The sequence below is a fragment of the Eudoraea algarum genome, assembly GCF_050589645.1.
Classification (GTDB): Bacteria; Bacteroidota; Bacteroidia; order Flavobacteriales; family Flavobacteriaceae; genus JBNGOQ01.
This window is the reverse complement of sequence record NZ_JBNGOQ010000005.1, coordinates 333,665-353,767: the sequence shown is the minus strand read 5'-3', so window position 1 is coordinate 353,767 and position 20,103 is coordinate 333,665. Positions and strand designations below refer to the sequence as shown.

Here is a 20,103-nt window from a genome sequence, read left to right as displayed (position 1 = left end):
GTTACCCTATGTATTGCGGTGTTCGCCTCCGCAATGTGTATTGCTTTCAAAACTTGTTTATCCGGTGTTATGGCCTACCAACCTCAAACTTGGTAAAATTCCATACCATAAATTTTGGTATAGGCCATTTGAATTTAAATGGTTCTGATTTCCATGGCCTCATCATTGGGGCGGCCATGTTTTATAAAGTCCGTTATATAGAGTAAGATGCCCAAGGTCAGTATGGTAGCACAAATAAGAAGTACTACGAAATGGATACTGATTTCATTTTGAACCTGCATAAATTCCATTTTGAATTTACGTTCCAGGTACACCTGGGCAACACCGGCGACACCAAAGGCCACCGTCATACCGATCATCCCGATATTGGAAAGCCAAAATGCCATTCGGCCACGCGTACTCTGATATAGTTTTCTACCCGTCATATTGGGCAGGCTATAGCTAATTATGGCCAGTACGATCATGGCATAAGCACCCCAAAACGCGAGGTGACCGTGCATGGCAGTGACCAAGGTACCATGGGTGTATAGATTGGTTTGGGGCAATGTATGGGCAAAACCCAGTAGCCCAGCTCCCAAAAAGGATACTATGGCAGCACCCAGGGTCCAGTACAAGGCCAGTTTGTTTGGGTGTCTTTTCTCCCCTTTACGGTACATGTTTACGGCGAACAACGCCATGGCCAAAAACGCCAAGGGTTCCAAAGCGGAGAAGATTCCTCCTACGATCAGCCAAATTTTATTTACGCCTATATAATAGTAATGGTGTCCGGTTCCCAAAACACCGGACAGGAACGTTAGGCCAACAATGACATACAGCCATTTTTCAATGACTTCCCGATCAACTCCGGTAAGTTTGATCAACAAGAAGGACAAAATACCCCCCATGATCAGTTCCCAGACGCCTTCTACCCATAAATGTACCACCCACCATCGAAAGAATGAGTCCATCACCTGACTGTCAAAGGGCAGCATACCGGGGAGGTACAATAATGCCGCGAACAACAGGCCCATGGACAACACCAAGGCGGTAGTGGTTCTTCGTTTTCCCTTGAACAAGGTGGCCAATATCAATCCTAAAAACAAGAGGACATTGACAACGACCAAATAGTCCAATTGCCGGGGTATTTCCAAAAACTTACGCCCCTCCCACCAGTTGAAGTGATATCCGATTACAGCGGCTACGCCTACCACCGCCAAAGAGATCAGCTGTACGTAGGCAAGTTTAACATTGACCAATTCCCGTTGGGCCTCTTCCGGGATAATGTAATATGCGGCGCCCATAAACCCGGTCAAAAGCCAAACAACCAATAAATTGGTATGTACCGCCCGTGCGGTGTTAAAAGGGATAAAGTCATGGAGCCCATCGAGTCCGATGCGGGCAAAACCCATGATGAAGCCATAGGTTAACTGTAAAACTAGTAGCAGCATGGCCAATGCAAAAAACCAGTACGCTACTTTTTGTGATTTGTATTTCATGGTGGTTTTATTTAGTTTCTTTTTTATCTTTTGCCAATGGGGATACTACGGTATCAAACCCGTTGAGATCTATATCATCTATCCAGTCAAAAAAGGCGATCAGGTCTGCGGCCTCTTCATCAGAGAAGCCATAGGCGACCATTTTTCTACCATTGGGCTCCCAGGGTACCGGAGTGGTTAAAACGGCTTTGATATAGCCCTTGCCCCGTCGGTCTATTACCTTCGTCAGTTCGGGCGCATAATAGGCACCTTCGCCCAATATGGTATGGCATCCCATACAGTTATTGGCTTCCCATAGATGTTTTCCCCGGACCACTTGTTCCGTAATGTTCTCGTAATTAGATTGATCTTGGCTCTTACTAAATGAAAAAATGGTAAGTCCGATAAAAATCAGAAAGGTCACCACCGTTCCCCCAAGAAAGAAAGCACGCGCTTGTTTTTTTGATAACATAATTTACGTTGGTTTAATTAAACATAAAAAGATCTTTTTATCCTTTAATTTGTAAAAATAAGTGCTTCCTTCCCTGGAAAAACATGACTTTTATCATGCCGCAGAAATTAAATCAATTTAAAAAACCTATGGTAGCCAAGGCCAATACCTAGAAGTTTTTGGGTGAAAGGTTCTTTGGGGAGAGAGAAAATGTATGCAAGGCAGCAACAGACCTGCATTTATAACGGATTGATGCTCAATTTACGGAAGGCACCATTTACCTTAAGGCCCCGTAAAACGTTCTGCGCGCGTGTCCATATATTTTTTAACAGGCTTCATTTGAAGGGTAGTGAATTGCTAGGACCTATCTTTTTCAAATGCCAAAGCCGTGTAGCACTGCCAAGTGCCGAGACCACTCGGGTTGGCCTCTGTATTATTAAAGGTCACCGGGCTTGTTGGACAATTGGTCTCATTGGGCAAGCCAGGCAGGCCCGAACAGGGGTGCACCGAGAAATGCAGGTGGGGAAGTCCTCCGGTATTCCCCGTATTCCCACTTAGGCCTATGAGGCTCCCCTGTTTTATGGAATCCCCTACCTGCACCAAAACACCATTATTTGTTAAATGGGAATACAATGCTACCGTGCCATCGCTATGTTGAATAGTAATCAGGTTGGTGCCATTGGGGTTTCCATCGGCAGTTCCATCATTGGCATGCACCACAACACCGGCTCTTGCCGCGAAAATCTCGGTCCCTATGTTCATCGTAAAGTCATATCCGTACTTCCAAAACCCACTATGTCCAAAGCCCGAATTGTTCCCTTGGTTGACAAAAAATGTTGACCCTATCGCATAGGGCAATACGTATTCCGAGCTAGACCATTCTGGAAAAGTGGTTCCGGTATCAAAAACCGGAACTTCCGTGGGTGGAGTACGTTCTATACAGCCTTGGACCACATTGCCATTGTTGTTATTGCCATTTTCCGTAGAATTCCCTCTAGAAGGTGGGATAACAATGCTGTTGGTCTCTGAAACGCTGGTACAGGCACACAACAGCACAAACGCAGTAAGAAGCAGGTATATGGATACGTCTTTTATGATCGGGACTTGTTTAAGCAATCTTGAAAATTTTTCACCTAATTCCATAGCTTATGTTGTATTCCCTGTCTTGCTGCCTGCTTTCACTTCTTTGCTTAGCCGACCAAGCATATGCCTCCAGGCTTTTGTTCTGTTTTCCATATCGGGCGGGGTAGTTTCAAATTCTTGTACCAAAGATAAGTTGGAAGTACTGGAATCAATTTCTTTAATGGTTATTTTCACCATGCTGTCCGGGGGAGGATTTTTGATTCCCTTGTATTTAAAACTGAAGCGCAACTTATATGGTCGCTCTATTTCCAGATAATCCCCCTCTATCAAGAAACATCCGCCATGGGACTTAAGCAGTTCTATTTGGTAACTTCCCCCTACCTTCACATTTGCGGTGACATGGCCTACTGATACGTGTTGTGGCCCAAACCATTTTGCCAGTAATTTGGGTTCGGTAATCCAGTTGAAGAGCTCGCGTACGCTACATTTAAAGACCCTATCTACATAGATATTGTTAACGGTAGTTCCCATACTAATTTTGATTTCCAATCTGTTCCTCCAATTTGTCAAAAGATTCGTTCCAAAAGTTGGAATAGTAGGAAATCCATTTAAGCGTTGGCCGCAACGCCTTCCTGTTCAAGGACAATATCCTGTACTTTCCCTTTTTTTCCTTAAGGACGATTTCCGCATTTTCAAGAATCCTTATGTGCTTACTTATGGCCTGAAAGGAAATAGGAAACTTCTCGGTGAGCTCCAACAAGGTAGAATCCTTTTCATATAAACATTCAATGATTTTTCTTCTATTACCATCGGCAAGGGCCGAAAATACTTTTTCCATAGGACCTGTTTAAGACAGCTTGAAGCCAGCGGCCACAAGATTTAATTGGGTGGCTAACGGTGCCGATAGCGGTTGACTTTCCCGCAAAGCGGTCCTGAATTCCTGGAACGCTTTTATATTATTTAATTCGGACATGGTTTCCGCATCCTTTGCCATATTGATATGGATAAAGGTATTTGGATTATCGTTATCCGTATAGGATGAATACTGCATTCCGTTGATGGGATGGGCCAACAAGGCGTCCATTACTTTTTGAATGTTTCTCTTATTTTCCTCAACATACTCGGGTCTAACGGTGTATTGCACTTTAACTGCTTTCATGATGCTTAACTTTTTGTTGATTTGAAACTTCCTTGTTTGTTTTCTATAAAGATATCATTTTTATTTACATTCAACTAAATGATTGAATGTTTTTGTATAGGTAAATGGAAAATGTGTAGCTTTGGAATTGATTTTCAATACCCCAGAATAATTGCTCTAAGGCCTTAAACAAACGTGAATAGAAAAAAAATGACATGAAAAATTCCCTATCCGTTTTATCGATTTTAGCTTTTTCGTTTTTCCTTACGGAATTAAGCGCACAACACTTTAATATTCACAACCCAATTGTCCTGCCCGATAAAAGTCAGCAATCGACCATTATCCAGCGCATTGGATATACGGATATCACCATAAGTTATCACAGTCCCGGGGCAAAGGGTAGGGAAATATGGGGGAAACTGGTCCCTTATGGTAAAGTGTGGCGTGCCGGAGCCAATGAGAATACCGTATTTACCATTACGGATGATGTACACATTGAGGGACAAAAACTGGAAGCGGGCAGTTATGGCCTCCATCTTCTGCCGGAGGAAAATCAGTGGACCTTTATTTTTTCCAAAAACCACACCTCATGGGGAAGCTATTTCTATTTAGAAAAAGAAGATGCTTTGCGCATTACGGTACCCGCGGTAAACACGGACGAGAAAAAGGAATGGATGAGTTTTGACTTTGACCATCGCGGACGGGACGGTGCTTCGGTTGTTCTTAGCTGGGGAAATAAGCGTGCCGAATTTAATCTAAGTCTTGATATTGATCAGATCGCTTTGGACAATATTCGAAAACAACTGCGCTCCGATGCGTATTGGGAGTGGTTCAGTTGGTGCCAGGCGGCCGACTATTGCGCGGAGTATAAAATCAATACCGAAGAAGCCCTGCAATGGATAGACCGGTCCATTGCACTCCGGGAGAATTTCTCCAATTGGGATGTAAAGGCAAAACTGTTAACTCAACAAGGCGACGAAAAAGGGGCCGAGGCGGCGATACAAAGAGCCGTAGAAGTAGGGGATGAAATTCATTTGGAACGCTATGGCCGTAGATTGCTCAAGCAGGAAGATTTTGATGGGGCAGAGTTCGTTTTTAGGCAGGCTTTAAAGAAAAACAACAGCTATTGGCGGGCACATTTTAACAGGGGCAATGCCCTCAAAGGCCTAGGGAAAAAGAAGGATGCCCTCAAAGCCTTTGAAACTGCAATCAAGTATGCCCCAGAAGACAGAAAGGCACAAATACAAAATAGCATAGCAACATTGTAGTTTGCTTGTTGATTTCAAAATTTACACCCACTTTGCCGATAATACTTTAGGGACATCGCAGATTTGTTATCTTAGAGGAACAACGGAAATGCGCTTTAGCCCTCCCTTGTGCTTTAAGCGCACAATTAATGGATACTAAGGAATGAATGAAAATAGCGAAACCACTGATCAATTGAAAATTGCTAAACTAGGCAAGAACGACCTGCAGAGGTTTATGGAACTGATCGGGCTGTTTGAGAAGGTATTTGAAATGAAGGACTTCTCCATGCCCAGTTCAAGTCATTTGCAGGAATTGCTGAATCGGTCAAACTTTTTGGTGTTTGTTGCCATATTCGATAACAAGGTTGTCGGCGGTTTAACGGCCTATGTTTTGGAACAGTATTATTTGGAAATGCCCCAGGCCTATATGTATGACCTGGCCGTGGCTACCAACATGCAGCGGCGCGGAATAGGTCGGAAATTGATTGCAGCCACAAATGCGTTTTGCAGGGAAAAAGGGTTTGAGGAAGTATTTGTTCAGGCAGATATGGCCGATGCGCATGCGCTGGATTTTTATCGTGCCATGAAACCGACCAAGGAACTACAAGCAGTACATTTTTCATATGTCCTTAACACTAAATAATCGTAAAACCAACCACTATGAATCCAATACTTAGAAATATCCTGGCCGTAATCCTGGGATGGCTGGGGGGCAGTGTAATCAATATGGGACTGGTAATGCTGGGTCATACCGTATTTCCCATAGAAGGTGTAGATCCCAATGATATGGACGCCTTGGCTACCGCGATGCCCAATTTAGCTTCACACCATTTTATATTTCCCTTTCTCGCCCATGCTTTGGGGACCCTGATCGGTGCCTTCCTGGCGGGTTGGATAGCGGTCAATCACAAAATGAAATTCGCGCTGGCCATTGGTGGTTTGTTCCTGCTGGGAGGCATATGGGTCAACTACATCTTGCCAGGACCCACCTGGTTCGCGGTACTAGACATCCTAGTTGCCTATATTCCGATGGCGTGGTTAGGTGGAAAAATAGCTGGGAAGCTATCAAAGAAGTAAATGAAGGGAATGAAGGGAAACAAAAAAAGCTGAACAAAAATTTGTCCAGCTTTTTTGGTCGGGGTGGCAGGATTCGAACCTGCGACCTCCTGCTCCCAAAGCAGGCGCGATAACCGGGCTACGCTACACCCCGAAATGGTGTAAATTTCAATTTGTCAATAACCAAATCCCGATCAAAGGACATGGCAGCGCCGTGGCGCGATAACCGTGCGGAGCTTGTTCGCCACAGCTTTTTCCAAAGCGAAGGAGAACTACAGCCCAAAATGGTGCAGATTTCAAGGAGAACTACACCTTAACTGATAAAAATTCGAAAAAAATAAAAAAAGAAAAAGCGGAGAGACCGGGACTCGAACCCGGGCGACACTTACGCGTCGACAGATTAGCAATCTGCTCCGTTACCACTCCGGCACCTCTCCTGTATTTTCAAAGACCTAACCCTATAACTATAGGTGAAAAAGCGGATGCAAATGTACTTCTTCATACATTAGAACGCAACTATTTTTATATTTTTTTACGTGAATTATGACCTGTTGCAAACCTTTTATTCCGGGTACTCCACACGCAAGTGATAGATATTGGTCAACTTTTGTTTCAGTATTTTTTTAATGATCTCAATTTCCTTAAAAGTAATGTTTGCGTTCAGAAATTGATTGGCCTGCATTTGCCCGGCAACAATCTTGTCCACAAACTCGCTGATCATCAAAAAGGTAGGGTTCTTAAGGCTTTTTGAGGCCGCTTCCACGGAATCGGCCATCATCAGGATTGCCGTCTCCTTGGAAAAGGGTACGGGCCCCGGATATCTAAAGTCGGCTTCGTCCACCCCTTCATGCCGCTCTTGCTGTCTTTTGTAAAAATAGAAGACCAGATTGGTCCCATGATGGGTGCGGATAAAATCGATCACCCGGTCTGGGAGTCTGTTTTTTCTAGCGATTTCAATACCCTCTATGACATGGTCTATGATGATTTTGGCGCTGTCCTTGGGCGATAGTTCATCATGGGGGTTTACACTGGTGACCTGATTTTCTGTAAAATAGGTGGGGCGGTTCATTTTACCAATGTCATGGTATAGTGCCCCCACCCTGACCAACATGGCGTTGGCTCCGATCTCGTTCGCCGCTGCTTCGGCAAGATTGGCCACCTGCAGGGAATGGTGAAAGGTTCCCGGCGCTTTATTGGAAAGCTCCTTTAACAACTTGGAATTTGTATCCGAGAGTTCCAAAAGCGAAACATCGGAGACCAAGCCAAATATCTTTTCATAGATGTATATCAGGGGCTGTGCAAACAAGGTGATCATTCCGTTCAAAAGGAAAAAGCCAAACACCAGCCACTGTATGTTCTCTAGATTGCCCTCGTGTATGATATGGAAAGCCAAATAGCCAATGATATATATCAGGGTAATCTGGCCCACCGAAATAAAGAGGTTGGCACGTTTGTAAAGTTCGGATATGGTGAGGATCGTCACAATTCCCGCGATGATCTGCAAAAAGATATATTCAAAGCTATTGGGTACCACAAAACCCAAAATCAAAACGGTAAGCACGTGGACAAAAAGCCCTAGTCGTGCGTCAAAAAATGTTTTGAGGATTAGGGGAAGAATACACAAGGGGACCACGAACACATAGCTTTCATTATATTTTACCACCAAGGTGGTCACAAAGACCATGAGGAGAATATTGAAAAATATAAAGGTGACCTTGGTGTTGTTCCGATAGATCTCCTTTCGGTATTTCTTAAGAAAGAGCAGGAGCATCATCAGTACCAGGGCTACGAGGATGGTGTAGCCGAACAAAATGAAATAGAAGTTGTTTGCGGCCCACAATTCCGACTCGTACTCTGCTTTAAGGGAGTTGAGTATTTTATGGTTCTCCGCTTCCACCACCTCTCCCTTGGCAATGATAAGTTGGCCCTCGTCTATATTCCCCCGGGTAAAGGAAATTTGGGAAAGCTCGTCCTCTTGTTCCTTCTGTGAGAGGTTCCTATCCAAGAACACATTGGGTCTTAGAATCTCCGCAAAAAGGTTCTCAAATGCGGACAATGAGCTCCCTTGACCTCGATTTCCCAATACATTCCGTATTATAGGGTTAATCTCTTCCAGGCTTAACAGCTCCGTTGAAGCTATTCGCCTGGCCTCGTTGTCCTGTAGGAGGTACACCCACTCCCTAGCCTGTTCCTTTTCATTCTTCCGCAACAGGCCTTTTTCATAAATTTCCTCTAAAATCTGCTTCCCTGCATTTTCCAATGATCGGCGCTGCCCCCGGCTGAACCTTTCCGTTGGAAAACGGTTCAAAAACTGCTGATCAAAGGCCTTGTACGCCTCCTCCACCACGGTATCGTTGTACACATAATAATCTGTTCTCTTATTTAAAATGGCTTGCCGTTCCTCCTCCAGCTCCGCAGCTGTTTTTTTTATGGAAAAGTCAAAGGGTGCGTTCAGATTATCGTACTGCCAGGGCTTCCCTTTCTGAAACTCATATTTAAACTGCCCGCCTCTTGGAAAGAAAAACACGATTAAGCAAATAGATACCAAATAGAGGAAGTATTTGTATATAAGGGATTGATTTTTATATAAGCCGTCCAAGAATTTGCGCATGCGGAAAGGTATCTATGCTCAAAAATAGAAAAATATAAATTCAAAAAGGGGCTTTTGCATGTATTCCCATCCGCATTGCACATTAATTTATTAATTTCGTAGCGCTAAATTTGAATGATATGAAGGATGTAGTAATTGTCTCCGTAGCGAGAACACCCATAGGAAGTTTTATGGGGACTTTATCAAGTATACCCGCACCCAAGTTAGGCGCCATAGCCATAAAGGGGGCCTTGGAAAAAATCAACCTAGGGCCAGAAATGGTAGAAGAGGTGCTTATGGGCAATGTGGTCCAGGCCGGAACGGGCCAGGCCCCGGCGCGTCAAGCGGCCATTTATGCAGGAATACCGGATTCGGTTCCTTGTACCACTATTAACAAGGTCTGTGCCTCCGGTATGAAATCGGTGATGCAGGCGGCACAATCCATAGCCTTGGGAGACACTTCCATCGTAGTTGCAGGGGGTATGGAGAACATGAGCCTAATTCCACATTACGTCCATATGCGAACAGGGCAAAAATTTGGCCCGGCCACTTTGATAGACGGCATGCAAAAAGATGGTTTGGTAGACGTTTACGATCAAAATGCCATGGGGGTATGTGCCGACGCCTGTGCTGTAGAGCACGATTTTAGTCGGGAAGACCAGGATGCTTTTGCGGTACAGTCCTATCAACGATCCGCCGATGCCTGGACCTCCGGGAAGTTTGCCCAAGAAGTAGTTCCCGTAGAGGTACCGCAACGACGGGGAGAGTCCCTTGTGGTTACCGAGGATGAGGAATTCAAAAATGTAAAACTTGAAAAAATCCCGGCACTACGCCCGGCCTTTACCAAAGAGGGTACGGTAACCGCTGCCAACGCCTCGACAATCAATGATGGTGCTGCGGCGCTGGTATTGATGAGTGCGGAAAAGGCCAAGGAATTGAACCTGGAACCCTTGGCCACCATTAAAAGTTATGCCGATGCAGCGCAAGAACCTAAATGGTTTACCACAGCGCCTGCAAAGGCCCTGCCCAAAGCCATAGCCAAAGCGGGGATTACGATCGGGGAGGTAGATTATTTTGAATTTAACGAAGCGTTTGCCGTTGTGGGTCTTGCCAATATGAAACTTTTGGGTCTTTCCGATACCAACGTGAATGTGAACGGTGGGGCTGTTTCACTTGGGCATCCTTTAGGGTGCTCTGGCGCAAGGATAATCATTACCTTACTGAGCGTCATGCAACAAAACAATGGAAAAACCGGAGCGGCGGCCATATGCAATGGTGGGGGCGGTGCATCTGCAATCGTTTTGGAAAGAAAACAATAAATACTCCGCAGTAAAGCAAACCTATGCAATACGGTATTTGCCACCTAAGTATTACTCCCGTAAGGGTAAGTGCCGATCATACAAGCGAAATGACCACCCAACTGTTGTACGGAGATCATTTTAAGGTGCTCGAACATCGGAAAGACTGGAGTAGAATACGCATTGCCTATGATCAGTACGAAGGGTGGGTAGATAACAAGCAATTTACCCTGGTGAGCGCTGAAGCCTATGGGGAGTTAGATATGGCAAGGCCTACAAAAATCGCTACAGATCTGGTTTCTTTCTGCAGTACGGGCAATAACGTGCTGATTCCTGTGGTATTGGGTTCTTCCCTGCAACACCTATCCTTGCTGGACCATACTTATGAGGGCAAAAGTGTAAGCGGTATCCAAGAAAAGGACAAGCTTATAGATACCGCACTGCTCTTTCTTAACGCGCCGTATTTATGGGGTGGTAAAACGCCCTTTGGCATAGATTGTTCCGGGCTTGCGCAGATGGTCTATAAAATCAATGGCCATACCTTGGCAAGAAATGCTGCCCAACAGGCCGGCCAGGGCGAAGCCTTGAGTTTCATTGAAGAAAGTGAGGCAGGGGATCTGGTCTTTTTTGACAATAGCGAGGGAATTATAGACCATGTGGGTCTTGTTATGAAGAACAACTATGTAATACACGCCCATGGAAAGGTGAGAATAGACCGCTTGGACCATACCGGAATTTTTAATACAGAGACCGGCAGGTACACACATAAGCTGCGGGTTATCAAAAAAATAATCTAAAAAAAAGGCCCTGAAATGAATTTCAGGGCCTTTTTAATGTGTTTAAAAGCTAATGTTATTCTCCCAAGAGCTTTTTAATTCGCATGAAATTATCGTTATCGCCCAGGGCACCGTAAATGTTTTTTAGTTGGGAAAGAATTCCCTGGTTGTCCGGGTTCAATTTTAGGGCGTCCTCCAATATTTGGGCTCCTTCAAGGAACAGATCGTCCTTTTTCTGCTTAAGCTCGTCGTATCGGGCAATATCGGCCCTTGAGTTTCCAAGGGTGTTCATTTCATCGATCAGGCCATTTCCTTCGTTCACATACGTGGTAGAAAGGTTCAATTGGGCGTTAATGTAGCCCGGATTGATTTCCAAGGCCTTTTTGTACGCTGCCCTAGCTTCTTCCAGATTTCCTTGCTCCATATTGATTACCCCAATATTATATTGTAGATCGGGATTGTCCGGTGCCATTTCTGTGGCCTTGGCCATAAGTTCCTTGAATTTTTCCTTATCACCCAGTTTGTAATGAAGATTGGCTTCGTTCAAAATTAGGTTTACATCATTGGGATCGTTGGCCCGTGCATCCACATAGGCTTCCAAAGCCTTGTCATCCTGGCCCAATTGGGTATATATCAAAGCCATGTTCTTCACAATTTCCGGGCTTTTGGATGGGGTTGTTTCATCTTTTGGGTCCTTGAGCGTACCTGCTTTGACCAAAAGGTCTCTCTGTGCCTTGTCCATTTCCTGAACCTCCCCGGTTTCTACGTTTACCCCGCTGTATCGTACGCCACTACCGTCGTACCCTATGTCCTTAAGTTCTTGATAATACGCCAGTGCTTCTTCGTAATGACCGCCGTTCACCGCACTACTTGCCGCATAGTATAGATAAAGGGTATCCTTGGGACTAAGTTTGTAGCCCAGGTACAATTTTTCCGCAGCTTCCTTGAATTTTTTCTCATTGTTATCGGCAACGGCTGCATTCACGAGATCAGCGGTCATTGCCGTAAGTTTCTGTTGGGCCTCAGCGGTATACTTTACCTTCCCTTTTTCTTCGATTGCAATGGTCTCCTTGTACGAAGATATAGCCACGTCAAAAGCTGTTAGATCACCGTTCTTGGCCAGGTCATAATAGGTGTTTCCCTTTACAAAATGGTACTGGGCCTTTAGTTTTGGATCGGCACTTTCAATCAACGAAGCGGCACCTTCCAGTGTGGTCTTGGCCGTAGCGACATCACCAGCCTTTAATGCCTTTTCCGCCGCTTTTATCTCTGTCTTTTGTGACATCCCTACCATGGAAAACGTCATGGCCGCAAGAATTAAAATTTTAGTTTTCATCTTAAATTTAAATTAGTGTATTAGTGTTTAATTATATTATTCCTTGGTTTCGCTAGCATCATTATCAATACCCGTGCCATCTTCTTCATTCACTTCCATATTAAGGATATCGGCTTCTTCCATGGCCTCATCATCCTTCATGACCTTGGCCACTGCCGCTATGGAGTCGTTTTCCTTGATATTAATGAGTTTTACGCCTTGAGTGGCCCTACCCATCACCCTAAGATCCTCTACACTCATTCGGATGGCAATACCGGATTTGTTAATGATCATTAGGTCATCGGAATCCGAGACATTCTTTATGGCTACCAGTCCTCCCGTTTTGTCGGTAATGGAAATGGTTTTCACGCCCTTACCTCCCCGGTTGGTAATTCTGTAATCCTCGATGCTGGATCGTTTTCCAAAACCGTTTTCCGAGACGACCAGGACTTCATCGTCAAAATTATGGACGGAAATCATACCGATTACCTCATCGGAATCACTGGCCAAGGTAATACCCCGCACACCGGAGGCATTTCTCCCCATGGGCCTGGTTTTGCTTTCTTCGAATCGTATCGCCTTTCCTGATTTGAGTCCCAGGAATATTTGACTGGTCCCTGTGGTAAGTTTGGCTTCGAGCAGCTCGTCCCCTTCGCGTATGCCGATGGCATTGATACCATTCTGTCTTGGCCTGGAATATTGTTCCAGGGAAGTCTTTTTCACCGTTCCCTTTTTCGTGGCCATGATCACATAGTGACTATTTACATAATCTTCGTCCTTTAGGTCCTGCGTACAGATAAAGGCCTTCACCTTATCGTCCTGTTCTATATTGATCAGGTTCTGAATGGCCCTGCCCTTGGAAGTTCTGCTTCCTTCGGGTATTTCATATACGCGCATCCAGAAACACTTCCCTTTTTGGGTAAAGAACAACATATACTGATGATTGGTGCCCACAAAAAGGTGCTCTAGGAAGTCCTCGGTCCTTGTGGAAGAGGCCTTTTGCCCTACACCTCCCCTATTCTGGGTTTTATACTCGGTCAACGGGGTACGTTTAATATATCCCGCATGCGAAATGGTGATGACCACTTGTTCATCGGGAATCATATCCTCAATGCTCAGGTCACCGCCGGCAAAATTGATTTCGGAACGTCTGGCATCCCCATATTTTTCCTTCACCTCCAAAAGCTCGTCCTTTATGATCTGCATTCTTCGGTCTTTCTTGTCCAATATGTCCTTTAAATCGGCAATGGTCTTAATAAGCTCATCGTACTCGGACCGTAATTTGTCCTGTTCCAGGCCAGTAAGCTGGCGTAGGCGCATTTCCACAATGGCCTTGGACTGTACTTCGGTGAGCTTAAAGCGTTCCATCAGGTTTTCCCTAGCCTCATCCGGACTGGAAGAAGCCCTGATAATGGCAATAACCTCATCAATGTTATCAGAGGCAATGATAAGGCCTTCCAAAATGTGCGCCCGGTCCTCGGCTTTCTTAAGTTCAAACTTCGTCCTCCGGACCACTACCTCGTGGCGGTGCTCAACAAAGTGATGGATCATTTCCTTGACGTTGAGCAATTGGGGCCTACCCTTGACCAGCGCAATATTGTTTACGCTGAACGAGGATTGTAGGGCCGTATACTTATATAAGGTGTTGAGAACAATATTCGGAATGGCATCGCGCTTTAGCATATACACGATCCGCATGCCCTTTCTATCCGATTCGTCCCGGATGGTGGAAATTCCATCGATCTTTTTGTCGTTGACCAGATCTGCGGTCTTCTTAATCATATCCGCCTTATTGACCTGATAGGGGATTTCGGTAACAATAATACATTCGCGGCCCTGCACCTCTTCAAAATTGGCCCTGGCACGCATCACCACACGTCCACGTCCGGTATGAAAGGCCTCCTTTACACCATCGTAGCCATAGATTACTCCTCCGGTCGGAAAGTCCGGCGCTTTTATATGGGTAATCAACTCATCGATCTCTATCTCACTATTATCTATATATGCTATGGTACCATCTACCACTTCCGACAAATTATGCGGGGGCATGTTGGTGGCCATACCAACGGCTATACCCGAAGCGCCGTTGACCAAAAGGTTGGGCACTCTGGTTGGTAGTACCGTGGGCTCCTCCAAGGAATCGTCAAAATTCAACTGATGGTCTACAGTGTCCTTATCGATATCCGACAACATTTCATCAGCGATTTTACGCATACGTGCTTCCGTATAACGCATCGCTGCAGGACTGTCCCCATCTATGGAACCAAAATTTCCCTGTCCGTCTACCAACATATAACGCAAACTCCATTCCTGGGCCATACGCACCATGGTGTCATACACCGAGGTATCCCCATGCGGGTGGTATTTTCCCAAAACTTCCCCAACAATACGGGCAGATTTCTTATGTGCACTGTTCGATCTAACCCCCAACTCGTGCATTCCATATAAAACTCTTCTGTGCACCGGCTTTAAGCCATCCCTGACATCGGGCAGGGCACGTGACACAATGACCGACATTGAATAGTCAATGTAGGCAGATTTCATCTCATCTTCAATGTTTATAGGAATCAATTTTTCTCCTTCCGCCATTCTAGAATCTTATAAATTTACTTGGTTAATAAAACATGCCAATATACGGAAAATCATAGCTTTCAAAGTAATATAAAAACACTTTATTAAAGAATTTATTAACACCTGTGGGGCCTATTCAGGTTGATAATTTGCTTGTTAATTTTTTTGTAAATAGGGGTTTTTTTCGTCATTTAGACCTAGTTTATCGAATATGGGTACGGTATTTGCCCTAGATTGGGATAGATTTACTAATTTTAAAGGCGAAAGGATATTTTATGGACGATAATTTTTCCCCCAGGGTAAAGGATGTAATAGCGTACAGCAAAGAGGAAGCGCTACGGTTGGGTCATGACTTTATTGGCACCGAACATCTAATGCTAGGATTATTGCGTGATGGAAACGGAAAGGCGATCAGTATCTTGGACGCGTTGGATGTGGATTTGGACCACCTGAGAAGAAAAGTGGAAATCCTGAGTCCGGCCAATCCCAACTCGGGCGTAACGCAGAAAGACAAGAAGAACTTGCATTTGACCCGCCAAGCGGAGCGTGCGCTGAAAACCACTTTTTTGGAAGCCAAATTATTTCAGAGTTCTTCGATAAATACCGCCCATCTGTTGTTGTGTATTTTGAGAAATGAAAACGACCCTACCACCAAATTACTGCACAAACTAAAGGTGGATTATGATGGGGTAAAGGAACAGTTCAAATCCATGATCACCAGTGATGATGACTATATAGATTCTCCAACCTCGGAATCTTTTCCGAGCGATTCCGACGAGCCTGCCGAAGGCAAGGAGGGTACTTTTGGTGCCACTTCGAGTCAGAAGGGGAGCAAAAAGTCGAAAACCCCTGTTTTGGACAATTTTGGCCGGGACCTTACCAAATTGTCAGAGGAAAATAAACTGGACCCTGTAGTGGGCCGGGAAAAGGAAATTGAGCGGGTCTCCCAAATTTTGAGTAGAAGAAAAAAGAACAACCCCTTGCTCATCGGCGAACCGGGCGTAGGTAAAAGTGCTATTGCCGAAGGGCTTGCGCTTAGAATTATTGACAAGAAAGTGTCGAGGATCCTGTATAACAAACGGGTGGTCACGCTCGATTTGGCCTCTCTGGTGGCCGGTACCAAATACCGCGGCCAGTTTGAGGAGCGTATGAAAGCGGTCATGAACGAACTGGAGAAGAATGACGACGTTATTCTTTTTATTGATGAGATCCACACCATTGTAGGCGCCGGTGGCGCCACAGGCAGCTTGGATGCCTCCAATATGTTCAAACCGGCCCTGGCCAGAGGTGAAATTCAATGTATCGGTGCCACTACCTTGGACGAATACAGACAATATATAGAAAAAGATGGTGCGCTTGAACGTCGTTTCCAAAAGGTGATGGTAGAACCCACCACCGTGGAGGAGACCATTGAAATCCTGATGAACATTAAGGGCAAGTACGAGGACCATCACAATGTGAACTACACGGACGAGGCCATCATTGCCTGCGTGAAGTTGACCAATAGATATATGACGGATCGTTTTCTTCCGGACAAGGCCATCGATGCGCTCGATGAGGCCGGTTCAAGGGTACATATCGTGAACATGGATGTTCCCAAGCAGATCTTAGAACTGGAAAAACAACTGGACGATGTGCGGGAGTTAAAGAATAACGTGGTAAAAAAACAACGTTATGAGGAAGCTGCCAAACTGCGGGACGATGAAAAAAGATTGGAGAAGGAACTGTCGGTAGCCCAGGAAAAATGGGAGGAAGACAGCAAACTACATAGGGAAACCGTTTCTGAGGACAATGTGGCAGATGTAGTTTCCATGATGAGCGGTATCCCGGTAAACCGAATTGCCCAGACCGAGAGCAACAAACTGGCCGAGTTGCCCGACCTAATCAAAGGAAACGTAATCGGGCAGGACGAGGCGGTCTACAAAGTGGCAAAAGCCATACAGCGAAATAGGGCCGGACTAAAAGATCCCAATAAACCTATTGGGTCCTTTATCTTTTTGGGCCAGACAGGTGTGGGTAAGACCCAACTTGCCAAGGTGTTGGCCAAAGAACTGTTCGACTCCGAAGATGCACTCATACGTATAGATATGAGCGAATACATGGAAAAATTTGCCATCTCGCGACTAGTGGGCGCACCTCCAGGATATGTAGGCTACGAAGAAGGGGGCCAGCTGACGGAAAAAGTTCGTAGAAAACCGTATTCTGTAATCTTGTTGGATGAGGTAGAAAAAGCGCATCCCGATGTCTTTAATATGCTCTTACAGGTTTTGGACGATGGGTTCCTTACCGACAGCCTGGGCAGAAAGATAGATTTCAGGAATACCATTATAATAATGACCTCCAATATCGGGGCACGGCAGCTCAAGGATTTTGGCCAAGGCGTTGGTTTTGGGACCGCCGCAAAGAAATCCCAGGCAGATACACATCAGAAGAGCGTTATAGAAAATGCCCTAAAAAAAGCGTTCGCGCCGGAATTCCTCAACAGGATAGATGATGTTATGGTCTTTAATCCACTGGAACGGGAGCATATACACAAGATTATCGATATAGAGCTCAACAAGCTGTTTGCCAGAATTAAGGATATAGGCTACGACCTTAACCTCTCTGAAAAGGCCAAAGACTATATTGCCGAAAAGGGTTTTGACAAACAATATGGTGCCCGACCGTTAAAACGAGCGATCCAAAAATATATAGAGGATGCCCTGGCCGAGGAGATCGTAAATTCCAAACTGGCGGAAGGCGATAGTATCTCCATGGACCTGGATGAAAAGAAAGACGAGCTAACGATCAAGATCAAGAAGGCAAAAAAGTCTTCAGAGGCCTAATTGCGTAAGAATTTGATGATAGGGGAGTCGATTTATTCGACTCCCTTTTTTTATGGCCTTGCCCCAAAGGGTAGGAAATAAAATACAGCCAAAACGGCCAATAAGCCGTATAAACGATATTTAGGCCTTTGGTCTAATATTTTTCACAATAGCTACGCATACGTCTACTTTCGTTGCAGACACTATAAATTACGGAAAATGAGAGTCGGACCGGCTAAGAAAACGATTATCGTTAGGGAATATCAATTGGAGATAGGTAAGGTTCAGGTATATGAGGACTACATGGTCTCTATCTTTGAGGAAGGTTCCACCCTAACTTTGGAAAGGGCGTATCAGATCATTGGAATATCCGAGATACATTTTCGGGACAGGGACTTTGGCTTTATCAGCCTACGCAAAAATTCACATGCAGTAGACCCTACGATCTACAGTTATTTAAGGGAACTGGAAAACCTTAAGGCCTTTGCCATCGTTTCCATCAAGGAAATGGATATGCACAACTTTAAGATCGAAAAATTGTTCTACAAAAAGCCTATGAAGTTCTTCATAGAGTATAACAATGCCCTGGTTTGGGTAAAAAGACGCGTCAAGGGAAAATAGCTTCCTTTAGGACGGTTCCTCATTTGGTTCCTCCACCGCTTCCGGCAGCTCAAAAAGATCTATATAGGCCTTGCCGATATGATGGCTTATGTCCGAGGCCGTAAGTGCCTGGTAACCCATTTGCTCTACAGCGATATCACCAGCCCTCCCATGCAGGTAGACACCAAAAATTGCCGCCCTGAGCGGGGGGTAACCCTGCGCTATCAAAGCCGTTATTATTCCAGTGAGCACGTCACCGCTGCCCGCAGTGGCCATCCCGGGATTTCCCGTAGTATTGATGTATCCCTTATCCCGATATACCGTAATGGTATGGCTCCCTTTGATTACCAAAATACAATCGTACTTGGCCGAAAACGCCTTTGCCTTTTTTAGTTTGTCAAAATCATCTTTCCATGTGCCCAGTAAGCGTTCCAATTCCTTGGGGTGTGGGGTAAGTACCGCTTGCTTACCTATTTTTTTCAGCAAATCGGGATATTTGGACAATAAGTTCAGCGCATCGGCATCCAAGACCAGCGGCTGCCTGTTCTGCTCCAAAAACCCCCGGAGGGCCTTTCCTGTATTTTTCGAGGTACCCCAGCCCATCCCCAGGCCTATGGCCGTAGGCGAAATGTCAAAATCCACTGAAGAAACCTCACGTTCTCCCGCCGCTGTAATGACCATGGCTTCGGGAAGGGCCGTTTGCAAGGGAATATAGCCGCAGGAAGGTACATGTGCGGTAACCAATCCGCTACCAGAAGTCAAACATGCTCTTGAAGCTAGGATGACCGCCCCAATTTTTCCATAACTGCCACCCATGATCAAGGCGTGCCCATACGTACCTTTATGGGAGAACTTTTCACGTGGAAGGTACCATGGCAATACCTGGTTCTTCCCCATAAGTTCGTATTCCGTTTCGGTCTCCATCAGATATTCGGGGTCCAGTCCAATATCCAACACTTCCCATTGATTACTGTAGCTCCCGGTTTGTGGCAGAAAGAAAATCAATTTTGGGGCTTGGAAACTCAGCACATAGTTGGATCGTACCGCCGCCTGCGGGTCTTTTGGCACCTTGTCCATGAATAGTCCCGAGGGTACATCGATCGAAAGAACAAAGGCCTGGGACTCATTTAAATGCTGCATTAAGTTAACTACCCAGGGGTCGGGAACCCTGTTGAGCCCGATGCCGAAAATGGCGTCCACAATAATGTCGTCCTTCCCAATTTCCGGGAACTCACAATCCGAATCCAAAAAGCTGGGCCAAATCTTTCGGTCTTTTAACCTGTCCAAATTGATCAGGAAATCCTTGGAACGCTTTTCGCTATAGTTCACCACGTTTACGGCAATATTGTAGCCGTGTTCCTGTAAATGTCTGGCAAGGGCAATGCCATCACCCCCATTGTTGCCAATTCCACAAAACAGGTGGATTTTTACCTGTGCGCCCTGCATTCTGTGGTGGATCCAGTTGAAAATCTGGACAGCGGCCCTTTCCATAAGGGCCTCACTCTCAATTTGCTGGTTCTCGATTGTGAATTTATCAGCTTCGTATATCTGTTTCGCAGAAAAAATCTTCATTCAATAAAAAAGTTTGGCAAATGTTGACGATTTAGTAAAAATTTGTAGAAACATTTGATTAGGGAACCAAAAATACTACTTTTGAATCTTTCTAAGAAGTATGCCTTATTTTAAGACGGACATAAAAAATTTCCTTTCTCCATCAAGC

At 45.1% G+C, this 20,103-nt stretch carries 17 protein-coding genes and 2 tRNA genes; 7 read left to right on the top strand and 12 right to left on the bottom strand.

What is annotated here, in order from left to right; translation table 11 throughout:
* Positions 1 to 134: 134 nt before the first annotated feature.
* From ACRD67_RS19910 to ACRD67_RS19885, 6 genes are all read right to left on the bottom strand, one after another.
* Entirely contained in the window at positions 135 to 1,475 is a 1,341-nt protein-coding gene (locus tag ACRD67_RS19910) for a cbb3-type cytochrome c oxidase subunit I (RefSeq protein ID WP_430969047.1), read from the bottom strand.
* A 7-nt stretch (positions 1,476 to 1,482) separates the two neighbouring features.
* Positions 1,483 to 1,926 (bottom strand): c-type cytochrome, encoded by a 444-nt coding sequence (locus tag ACRD67_RS19905; RefSeq protein ID WP_430969046.1) that lies wholly within the window; start codon positions 1,924 to 1,926, stop codon positions 1,483 to 1,485.
* 336 nt (positions 1,927 to 2,262) lie between these two features.
* Positions 2,263 to 3,021, bottom strand: a complete 759-nt coding sequence (locus ACRD67_RS19900) for a M23 family metallopeptidase (RefSeq protein ID WP_430969045.1) — start codon at positions 3,019 to 3,021, stop codon at positions 2,263 to 2,265.
* A gap of 30 nt (positions 3,022 to 3,051) precedes the next feature.
* Positions 3,052 to 3,519, bottom strand: a complete 468-nt coding sequence (locus tag ACRD67_RS19895; protein WP_430969044.1) for an SRPBCC family protein — start codon at positions 3,517 to 3,519, stop codon at positions 3,052 to 3,054.
* A 1-nt stretch (position 3,520) separates the two neighbouring features.
* Positions 3,521 to 3,826 carry an ArsR/SmtB family transcription factor gene (locus tag ACRD67_RS19890; RefSeq protein WP_430969043.1) on the bottom strand — a complete coding sequence of 102 codons (306 nt, stop codon included), beginning with the start codon at positions 3,824 to 3,826 and terminating at the stop codon, positions 3,521 to 3,523.
* A 9-nt stretch (positions 3,827 to 3,835) separates the two neighbouring features.
* A complete protein-coding gene (locus tag ACRD67_RS19885; protein ID WP_430969042.1) occupies positions 3,836 to 4,147 on the bottom strand; it encodes a hypothetical protein in 312 nt (103 codons plus the stop codon).
* A 194-nt stretch (positions 4,148 to 4,341) separates the two neighbouring features.
* On the opposite strand from ACRD67_RS19885, the gene ACRD67_RS19880 reads away from it, so the two are divergent.
* The 3 genes from ACRD67_RS19880 (at position 4,342) to ACRD67_RS19870 (ending at position 6,450) form a co-directional block, all read left to right on the top strand.
* Positions 4,342 to 5,394, top strand: a complete 1,053-nt coding sequence (locus tag ACRD67_RS19880; protein ID WP_430969041.1) for a DUF2911 domain-containing protein — start codon at positions 4,342 to 4,344, stop codon at positions 5,392 to 5,394.
* 142 nt (positions 5,395 to 5,536) lie between these two features.
* Positions 5,537 to 6,016, top strand: coding sequence for a GNAT family N-acetyltransferase (locus ACRD67_RS19875; protein WP_430969040.1), 480 nt, complete (start codon positions 5,537 to 5,539; stop codon positions 6,014 to 6,016).
* Positions 6,017 to 6,033: 17 nt separating this feature from the next.
* Positions 6,034 to 6,450 (top strand): hypothetical protein, encoded by a 417-nt coding sequence (locus ACRD67_RS19870; protein ID WP_430969039.1) that lies wholly within the window; start codon positions 6,034 to 6,036, stop codon positions 6,448 to 6,450.
* 55 nt (positions 6,451 to 6,505) lie between these two features.
* On the opposite strand, the gene ACRD67_RS19865 is transcribed toward ACRD67_RS19870, so the two are convergent.
* The 3 genes from ACRD67_RS19865 to ACRD67_RS19855 form a co-directional block, all read right to left on the bottom strand.
* A tRNA-Pro gene (locus tag ACRD67_RS19865) sits at positions 6,506 to 6,583 on the bottom strand.
* Between the two features lie 199 nt (positions 6,584 to 6,782).
* Positions 6,783 to 6,866, bottom strand: a tRNA-Ser gene (locus ACRD67_RS19860).
* 125 nt (positions 6,867 to 6,991) lie between these two features.
* Positions 6,992 to 9,040 carry an HD family phosphohydrolase gene (locus ACRD67_RS19855; protein ID WP_430969038.1) on the bottom strand — a complete coding sequence of 683 codons (2,049 nt, stop codon included), beginning with the start codon at positions 9,038 to 9,040 and terminating at the stop codon, positions 6,992 to 6,994.
* A gap of 119 nt (positions 9,041 to 9,159) precedes the next feature.
* On the opposite strand from ACRD67_RS19855, the gene ACRD67_RS19850 reads away from it, so the two are divergent.
* On the top strand, positions 9,160 to 10,338 hold the full coding sequence (locus ACRD67_RS19850) for an acetyl-CoA C-acyltransferase (protein WP_430969037.1): 1,179 nt from the start codon (positions 9,160 to 9,162) through the stop codon (positions 10,336 to 10,338).
* Positions 10,339 to 10,361: 23 nt separating this feature from the next.
* On the top strand, positions 10,362 to 11,114 hold the full coding sequence (locus tag ACRD67_RS19845) for a C40 family peptidase (protein WP_430969036.1): 753 nt from the start codon (positions 10,362 to 10,364) through the stop codon (positions 11,112 to 11,114).
* Between the two features lie 55 nt (positions 11,115 to 11,169).
* Here ACRD67_RS19845 and ACRD67_RS19840 read toward each other — a convergent pair whose 3' ends face one another.
* Positions 11,170 to 12,429, bottom strand: a complete 1,260-nt coding sequence (locus tag ACRD67_RS19840) for a tetratricopeptide repeat protein (RefSeq protein ID WP_430969035.1) — start codon at positions 12,427 to 12,429, stop codon at positions 11,170 to 11,172.
* Positions 12,430 to 12,465: 36 nt separating this feature from the next.
* A complete protein-coding gene (gene gyrA / locus ACRD67_RS19835; RefSeq protein WP_430969034.1) occupies positions 12,466 to 14,997 on the bottom strand; it encodes a DNA gyrase subunit A in 2,532 nt (843 codons plus the stop codon).
* A gap of 257 nt (positions 14,998 to 15,254) precedes the next feature.
* Here gyrA and ACRD67_RS19830 point away from each other — a divergent pair, with 257 nt between their 5' ends.
* Both ACRD67_RS19830 and ACRD67_RS19825 read left to right on the top strand, forming a co-directional pair.
* Positions 15,255 to 17,804 carry an ATP-dependent Clp protease ATP-binding subunit gene (locus tag ACRD67_RS19830; protein ID WP_430969033.1) on the top strand — a complete coding sequence of 850 codons (2,550 nt, stop codon included), beginning with the start codon at positions 15,255 to 15,257 and terminating at the stop codon, positions 17,802 to 17,804.
* Between the two features lie 198 nt (positions 17,805 to 18,002).
* Positions 18,003 to 18,404: an STAS/SEC14 domain-containing protein gene (locus tag ACRD67_RS19825; protein ID WP_430969032.1), complete on the top strand. Its 402-nt coding sequence runs from the start codon at positions 18,003 to 18,005 to the stop codon at positions 18,402 to 18,404.
* Between the two features lie 6 nt (positions 18,405 to 18,410).
* Here ACRD67_RS19825 and ACRD67_RS19820 read toward each other — a convergent pair whose 3' ends face one another.
* Positions 18,411 to 19,955 carry an NAD(P)H-hydrate dehydratase gene (locus ACRD67_RS19820; RefSeq protein WP_430969031.1) on the bottom strand — a complete coding sequence of 515 codons (1,545 nt, stop codon included), beginning with the start codon at positions 19,953 to 19,955 and terminating at the stop codon, positions 18,411 to 18,413.
* Positions 19,956 to 20,103 lie beyond the last annotated feature (148 nt).